Origin of the sequence: Methylobacterium crusticola (assembly GCF_003574465.1) — a bacterium.
Classification (GTDB): domain Bacteria; phylum Pseudomonadota; class Alphaproteobacteria; order Rhizobiales; family Beijerinckiaceae; genus Methylobacterium; species Methylobacterium crusticola.
The window spans coordinates 24,642-31,892 of record NZ_QOWC01000097.1 but is presented as its reverse complement, the minus strand read 5'-3'; the positions used below and the strand labels follow the sequence as shown (position 1 = coordinate 31,892).

Here is a 7,251-nt window from a genome sequence, read left to right as displayed (position 1 = left end):
TCGCCATCGACAAGGAAAAGGTCAAGGTCACCATGGAGCGCGGCGACGCGGTCTCGACCCTCGAGATCGACGTCGAGCTGCCCAAGGCGGTCAGGCGCGCGGTCGCCTGAGCGGCCGGCCCGCGGGGCCCCGCGGGCCCCCTACTGCAGGCTCTGCATCTCGCAATTGGCGTAGGCGACGCCGGCCTCGGCGTAGGTCTTGAGCCTGCGGGCGTAGGCCTCCGCGCCGGTCTTGTAGGGGGCGAGCAGGGCGTTGTAGGCCTTGATCGCGTCGTTGTAGGTGTAGGCCTCCCAGCCCGGGCAGCCGCCCTTAGCGTCCAGGCAGGGCGGCTTCTGCGGCAGGGCCGGCTTCACGGGCCGCTCGGAGACCGGCGGCGGCACCGGCGCGGTGCAGGCCGCCCGCGCCGGCAGGGGCGCCAGGGCGAGCACCAGGCAGAGGAGGGCGGGGCGGGCGTCGAACCTGGGCAAGGAAGCCTCCTCGGGGCGCGACGTCTCACGCCATCGTGTGGTCGCCGGGCGCGGTCAAGCGGTAACCCGCGGCTTATCTGTGGCGAACGGCCCTCAGCCTCCTCCAGATCCCGCGGTTCCTCCCACCATGCTCGCCTATCCCTGGCTCGACCGCGCCGGACGCCTGTCCGGGCTCAAGCTCGCCGTGTTCCTCGGCGCGCTCGCGCCCGGCCTGTGGTTCACCGGCGCCTACGCCCTCGATCTCCTCGGCGCCAAGCCGCTCACGGCCTACCTGCACGGCATGGGGGACTGGTCGGTGCGGTTCCTGGTCGCGTCGCTCGCGGTGACGCCGATGCGGCGCATCGCCCAGCTTCCCAAGCTGATCCTGGTCCGGCGGATGGTCGGGCTCACGGCCCTCGCGTACGCGCTGATCCACTTCGCGCTCTACGTCGGCGACCAGAAGCTCGACCTCGCCCGCGTGGCGACCGAGATCGCCTCGCGCATCTATCTCACCCTCGGGTTCGTCGCGCTCGTCGGCCTCGCGGTCCTCGGCGCCACCTCGACGGACGGGATGATCCGCCGGCTCGGGAAGGCCTGGCCGCGGCTGCACCGCCTCGTCTACGCCATCGGCGTCCTGGCGCTCGTGCACTACTTCCTGCAATCGAAGATCGACGTCTCGAAGCCGGTGTTCTGGAGCGGCCTCTTCCTGGCCCTGATGGGCTGGCGGCTCATGCACCGGCTCGGCGTCCCGACGACGCCGCTGCCGCTGCTCGGCCTGGCGCTCGCCTCCGGCCTCGCCACCGCGGCCGTCGAGACGGCCTGGTACGCCCTCGCCACGGGCGTTCCGGCCGGCGCGGTGCTGGCCGCGAACCTCGACTTCTCCTACGACGTCAGGCCCGCCTGGTGGGTGCTCGCCTGCGTCCTCCCGGTCGTCCCGCTCAACCTCTGGCGCGGGCGGGCGGCGGCCGGCAGGCCGGCCGCGTCCCGGGCCGCGGCCGGCACCCGCACCGCGCCCGTGCGCCAGGAGCGCCCCGCGGCCCCCCGGCCCGCGGGGGCCGGGGCGGCACGGCCCGCGCCGCATGGCTGAGGCGTGCGAAATGCGGTTTCGCGTCCTGGCGGTCGGGCCGCGTGCGGGTTACAGACACGGGAAATCTTTCGCTTGAGATCCCGGGAGGAGAGAGCATGAGCGCCCCGTCCGCCGCCGTCGCGACCCAGACCAACCTCAGCCCGGTCAAGCCCCACGAGGGCGCCCGCGGCGCCTTCCGGTGGGACGACCCTTTCCTGATCGAGGACCAGCTCAGCGACGAGGAGCGCCTGATCCGCGACACCGCCCGCGACTTCGCGCAGGAGCGCCTCCTGCCCGGCATCGTCGAGGCCTACGCGGAGGAGAGGACGGACCGCGCGCTGTTCAACGCCATGGGCGAGCTCGGCCTGCTCGGCGTCACCCTGCCGGAGGAGTACGGCTGCGCCGGCGCGAGCTACGTCGCCTACGGCCTCGTCGCCCGCGAGGTCGAGCGGGTCGATTCCGGCTACCGCTCGATGATGAGCGTGCAATCCTCCCTCGTCATGTACCCGATCTACGCCTACGGCGACGAGACGCAGCGCAAGACCTACCTGCCCCGCCTCGCCTCCGGCGAGTTCGTCGGCTGCTTCGGCCTGACCGAGCCCGATGCCGGCTCCGACCCGGCCGGCATGAAGACCCGGGCCGACAAGATCGACGGCGGCTACCGCCTCTCGGGGGCCAAGACCTGGATCTCGAACGCGCCGATCGCCGACGTGTTCGTGGTCTGGGCGAAGTCGCCCGCCCACGACAACCAGATCCGGGGCTTCATCCTGGAGAAGGGGATGAAGGGCCTCTCGGCCCCGAAGATCAAGGGCAAGCTGTCCCTGCGCGCCTCGGTCACGGGCGAGATCGTGATGGACGGCGTCGAGGTGCCGGAGGGCGCGCTGCTGCCGAACGTCTCGGGCCTCAAGGGCCCGTTCGGCTGCCTCAACCGGGCCCGCTACGGCATCTCCTGGGGGGCGCTCGGCGCGGCCGAGGATTGCTGGCACCGCGCGCGCCAGTACACGCTCGACCGCCGGCAGTTCAACCGGCCCCTGGCGCAGACCCAGCTCGTGCAGAAGAAGCTCGCCGACATGCAGACCGAGATCACCCTCGGCCTCCAGGGCTCCTTGCGGGTCGGGCGGCTCCTCGACGAGGGCCGCATGGCCCCGGAGATGATCTCGCTGGTGAAGCGCAACAATTGCGGCAAGGCGCTCGCCATCGCCCGGGAGGCCCGGGACATGCACGGCGGCAACGGCATCATGGGCGAGTACCACGTGATGCGCCACGCCCAGAACCTCGAGACGGTCAACACCTACGAGGGCACGCACGACGTCCACGCCCTGATCCTCGGGCGGGCGCAGACGGGGCTCCAGGCGTTCTTCTGAGGACAGCGATCCCCGCCGGGAGAGTGTCTCCCGCGGGGCTCTCCCGCCGCACTCAGCCGCGGCGCTGGACGTTGCGCCGGGGCGGGCGCTGGCGGGGCACCTCGGTCTCCCCGGGGAGCACCTCGACCTGGAGCTCGGCCGAGCCGGTGCGGCCGAAGCTGTGGGCGAAGCGCTCGGCCGCGCCCCCGCGGATCTCGAACTTGGTCTCGCGATCGAAGATCCGGATCGCGCCGATCTCCTCGCGGGTCACCTCGCCGCGGCGGCAGAGCATCGGCAGCAGGCGGCGCGGGTCGGCGTTGTCGCGCCGCCCGACGTTGAGACGGAACCAGACGCTCGCCCCGAAGGGGACCCGCGGGCCCTCCTCGCGCCTGGCGGCCGCGGGCTTGCCGGTCTGGAAGCCCGGGTCCGTGACCTCCTCGGGAGACGGCAGGCGGGCGCGGTAGGCCCGCACCAGGGCCGCCGCCAGGTCCTCCGGCGAGCGCTGGGCGAGGAGCGACTGCGCCATCGCCCGGTCCTCCTCGGCCGGCTCCTCGGTGAGCAGCGGGTCCTCGAGCAGGCGCTCCTGGTCGAGGGCGCGGATCTCGTCGGCCGGCGGCGGGCCCGACCAGATCGGCACCACCCCGGCCCGGGCCATCAGCTCCTCGGCCCGGCGCCGGCGCGAGGCCGGCACCAGCAGCACGCTGATCCCCTTGCGGCCGGCGCGGCCGGTGCGGCCGGAGCGGTGCTGGAGCACCTCGGAATCGTGCGGCAGCTCGGCGTGGACGACGAGGCCGAGGCCCGGCAGGTCGATGCCGCGGGCGGCGACGTCGGTGGCGACGCAGACCCGGGCGCGCCCGTCGCGCAGGGCCTGGAGCGCGGCGTTGCGCTCGCCCTGGCCGAGCTCCCCCGAGAGCGCCACCGCCTGGAAGCCGCGCTCGGTCAGCACCGCCTGGAGGTGGCGCACGGCGTTGCGGGTGTTGCAGAACACGATCGCGGTGCGCGCCTCGACCAGCCGCAGGGTGTTGACCACCACGAGCTCGGTCTCCCGCGGCAGGATGCGGATGGCCCGGTACTCGATGTCGGCGTGGCCCCGCGTCTCGCCCGCGACCGCGATGCGCAGGGCGTCGCGCTGGTAGGCCTCGGCCAGGGCCACGATGCCCTTGGGCAGGGTGGCGGAGAACAGCAGCGTGCGCCGCTCGGCCGGCGTGGTGCCGAGGATGAACTCCAGGTCCTCGCGGAAGCCGAGATCCAGCATCTCGTCGGCCTCGTCCAGGACCGCGGCCCGCAGCCCGGTGGGATCGAGGTTGCGGCGCTCCAGGTGGTCGCGCAGGCGTCCGGGCGTGCCCACCACGATGTGGGCGCCGTCGGCCAGCATCCGGCTCTCGCGCCGGGGGTCCATGCCGCCGACGCACGCCACCACCCGCGCCCCGGCCGGGCCGTAGAGCCAGGACAGCTCGCGGTGGACCTGGAGGGCGAGTTCGCGGGTCGGCGCGATCACCAGCGCCAGGGGCGCGGCGGCCGGGCCCATGGTCTCGGCCTCGCCCAGCAGCGTGTCGGCGAGCGCGAGCCCGTACGCCACGGTCTTGCCGGAGCCGGTCTGGGCGGAGACGACGAGGTCGCGGCCGGCGGCCTCGGGCTGGAGGACCGCGGCCTGGACCGGCGTCGGGTCCTCGTAGCCGCGCGCGGTGAGCGCGTGGCCGAGCGGGGCGGGGAGCTGAGGAAAAGGCACGTGAGACGGATCCCGAGAGAAGGTCGACGCGCGGGGATCGGATTGGCTCCGGAGGCGGATGCCTCGGCAGAGGGCCGGCCGCACGGGCGGCGGCGCTCGCGGCGCGCTTCAAGTCCCACGGGTCTGAAGGATGGCGTGCTGTTACCGCGTCCGGCGCCCGGGGTCCAGCCCGGGCCGGCGCCCGGAGCTCACCGGGCGGCCGTCTCCGGGGTCGCGACGAACTCCTCCCAGGCGGGGCGGCGCACGGAGCGGCGGTAGCTCAGCACCGTGCCGGGCCAGAGCGCGATGTTCTCGCCCGTCCCGTCCTGGTACCAGCTCGCGCAGCCGCCCTGCTGCCAGATGCTCCGGCTCAGGCGGGCCTGGAGCGCCGCGAGGGAGCGGGCCTGGGCCTCGGGCGCGACCTCCAGGGTCGCCAGGCCGCGGCGGCGCATCTCGGTCAGGCAGGCCAGCACGTAGCCGACCTGCGCCTCGATCATCAGCAGCACGGAGTTGTGGCCGAGCCCCGTGTTCGGCCCGAGCAGCATGAAGAAGTTCGGGAACCCGGCGACCGTGATGCCCCGGTGCGCGCCGACCCGGCCGGCCCAGGCCTGCGCCAGGGTCACCCCGCCCCGCCCGGTGAGCGGCACCCGGGCCAGCGACGCGGTGACGTCGAAGCCGGTGGCGAGGATCAGCACGTCGAGCGGGTGCGTGCGGCCGTCCCGCAGGGCGACGCCGTGCGGCGTCACGGCGCGGACCGGCTCGGTCTCCAGGGTCACGTTCGGCCGGGTGAGGGCCGGGTAGAAATCGTCCGAGATCAGCACCCGCTTGCAACCCAGGCGGTAGCGCGGCGTGAGCTTCGCCCGCAGGGCCGGGTCCGGCACTGACCGGCGCAGGTGGCGCCGGGCCAGGGCCTCGCCGAGGCGGGTCATGCCCGAGACCCGGGTGAAGCCGAGGAGGGCCTGGGTCTCGCGCGACCAGAACAGGGCCTGGCGGAACAGGCGGCGCAGGACGGGCAGGCGGCGGAACAAGGCCTGCCGGCGCGGCCCGATCGGGCCATCGTTGCGCGGGACCACCCAGGGCGGCGTGCGCTGGAACAGCACCAGCGCGCCGACCTCCGGGGCGAGGGCCGGCACCATCTGCACGGCGCTCGCCCCGGTGCCGATCACCCCGACCCGCCGGCCCGCCAGCGGGACCCCGTGATCGAAGGCCGCCGAGTGGAAGACCGGCCCGGCGAAGTCGCCGAGCCCCGGCAGGTCCGGGACCGCCGGGTGGTGCAGGGCGCCCATGCCCGAGACCAGCACCCGCGCCGCCAGGGGGCCGCGGTCGGTCTCGATCCGCCAGTGGGAGGCGGCCTCGTCCCAGGCCGCCGCCGTCACGGCGGTGCGCAGGGCGAGGTGGCGGCCGAGGGAGAAGCGCTCCGTCATCTCGCCCAGGTAGGCGGCGATCTCGGCCTGCCCGGCGAACAGGCGCGACCAGTCGGACTTGGGGGCGAAGGAGAGCGAGTAGAGGTGGGCCGGGATGTCGCAGGCTGCCCCCGGATAGGTGTTCTCGTGCCAGGTGCCGCCGACCGCGCCGGCCTTCTCGACCACGAGAAGCGAGTCGATGCCGGCCTCCAGGCAGCGGATCGCCATCGCGAGGCCGGAGAAGCCGGCGCCGACGACGACGACGTCGAGGATTCCGGTCGGCCAGGCCGCAGGCCCCTCCATCAGACGGTCTCCGGCCCGGCTGAGGCCGGGTGCCCGGCCTCGGTTGGGCCGCCTGCCGAAGCCGGGTCGGCCGCCGGCTCGGGCGCCGCGGCGGCCGGCACGTGCTGCTTGAGGAAGGCCGCGGCCTCGGCGAGCGAGCGGCGGGCCTCCGGCAGGAACGAGCCGGCGAACTGCCAGACGTGCGGCACCACCGGCCAGACCGTGAGCGACACCGCGACCCCGGCCGCCCGCGCCTTCTCGGCGAGCCGCACGGAATCGTCGCGCAGCACCTCGCGGGCGCCGACGTGGAGGAGGAGGGGCGGCAGGCCCGCGAGGTCGCCGAGGAGCGGCGAGACCAGGGGGTCGGCCGGGTCGTGGCCGGCCACGTAGGCCTGCACCATGTGGTGCATCCCGGACGGATCGAACATCGCGTCGCGGCGGGCGTTCTCCCGCATCGAGGCGCCGGTGCCGGCCATGTCGGTGGCGGGGGAGAACAGGGCGGCGGCCCCCGGCAGGGCGGCGCCGTCGCGGCGGGCCCGCAGCATCAGCGCGAGGGCGAGGTTGCCGCCGGCCGAGTCGCCCGCGAGGCCGGCCGGGCCCTGCGCCGCGAAGGCGTCCCAGGCCGCCGCCGCGTCGTCGAGGGCCGCCGGGAAGGGATGCTCGGGCGCGAGGCGGTAATCGGGCGCGAAGATGCGCAGGCCGTGGCGCGCGAGCCCGCCGATGAGGGGCCGGTGCGTGCGCGCCGAGCAGCCGACGAAGCCGCCGCCATGCAGGTAGAGGAGCCGGGGCGCCGCGGCCGGGAGGCCGGCGCGCTCGGCCCACTCGCCCGCGACGCCGCCGACGCGGCCCGGCCTGAAGGCGATGCCCGGGGGATCGGGGAAGCCGGTCTGGTCGAAGATCCGGCGGACCGCCGCCACGTCGTCCATGTGGCGGGCGAGCTTCGGCTTCACCTGCCAGCGGACCATGCAGTCGAAGATGTGGGCGCGAAGGGAGGCCATGCGGG

At 74.7% G+C, this 7,251-nt stretch carries 6 protein-coding genes; 2 read left to right on the top strand and 4 right to left on the bottom strand.

From position 1 onward, the window contains the following. Positions 1-140: 140 nt before the first annotated feature. Positions 141-467 (bottom strand): hypothetical protein, encoded by a 327-nt coding sequence (locus DT057_RS21855; RefSeq protein WP_203236344.1) that lies wholly within the window; start codon positions 465-467, stop codon positions 141-143. A gap of 127 nt (positions 468-594) precedes the next feature. Between DT057_RS21855 and DT057_RS21850 the strand changes: the two genes are divergently transcribed. Both DT057_RS21850 and DT057_RS21845 read left to right on the top strand, forming a co-directional pair. Then, positions 595-1,533 carry a protein-methionine-sulfoxide reductase heme-binding subunit MsrQ gene (locus DT057_RS21850; RefSeq protein ID WP_128564220.1) on the top strand — a complete coding sequence of 313 codons (939 nt, stop codon included), beginning with the start codon at positions 595-597 and terminating at the stop codon, positions 1,531-1,533. 95 nt (positions 1,534-1,628) lie between these two features. Beyond that, positions 1,629-2,876, top strand: coding sequence for an acyl-CoA dehydrogenase (locus tag DT057_RS21845; protein ID WP_128564219.1), 1,248 nt, complete (start codon positions 1,629-1,631; stop codon positions 2,874-2,876). 52 nt (positions 2,877-2,928) lie between these two features. On the opposite strand, the gene DT057_RS21840 is transcribed toward DT057_RS21845, so the two are convergent. From DT057_RS21840 to DT057_RS21830, 3 genes are all read right to left on the bottom strand, one after another. Next, positions 2,929-4,584 (bottom strand): DEAD/DEAH box helicase, encoded by a 1,656-nt coding sequence (locus DT057_RS21840; protein ID WP_128564218.1) that lies wholly within the window; start codon positions 4,582-4,584, stop codon positions 2,929-2,931. A 188-nt stretch (positions 4,585-4,772) separates the two neighbouring features. After that, positions 4,773-6,269: a flavin-containing monooxygenase gene (locus tag DT057_RS21835; RefSeq protein ID WP_128564217.1), complete on the bottom strand. Its 1,497-nt coding sequence runs from the start codon at positions 6,267-6,269 to the stop codon at positions 4,773-4,775. Next, positions 6,269-7,246, bottom strand: coding sequence for an alpha/beta hydrolase (locus DT057_RS21830; protein WP_128564216.1), 978 nt, complete (start codon positions 7,244-7,246; stop codon positions 6,269-6,271). Before DT057_RS21830 ends, DT057_RS21835 begins: the two co-directional genes overlap by 1 nt. Positions 7,247-7,251: the final 5 nt, after the last annotated feature.

What these genes read in the sequence shown, in the direction of transcription:
- DT057_RS21830 (WP_128564216.1), bottom strand. Translation starts at nt 7,246, where the DNA reads ATGGCCTCCCTTCGCGCCCACATCTTCGACTGCATGGTCCGCTGGCAG.
- DT057_RS21845 (WP_128564219.1), top strand. Translation starts at nt 1,629, where the DNA reads ATGAGCGCCCCGTCCGCCGCCGTCGCGACCCAGACCAACCTCAGCCCG.
- DT057_RS21850 (WP_128564220.1), top strand. Translation starts at nt 595, where the DNA reads ATGCTCGCCTATCCCTGGCTCGACCGCGCCGGACGCCTGTCCGGGCTC.
- DT057_RS21835 (WP_128564217.1), bottom strand. Translation starts at nt 6,269, where the DNA reads ATGGAGGGGCCTGCGGCCTGGCCGACCGGAATCCTCGACGTCGTCGTC.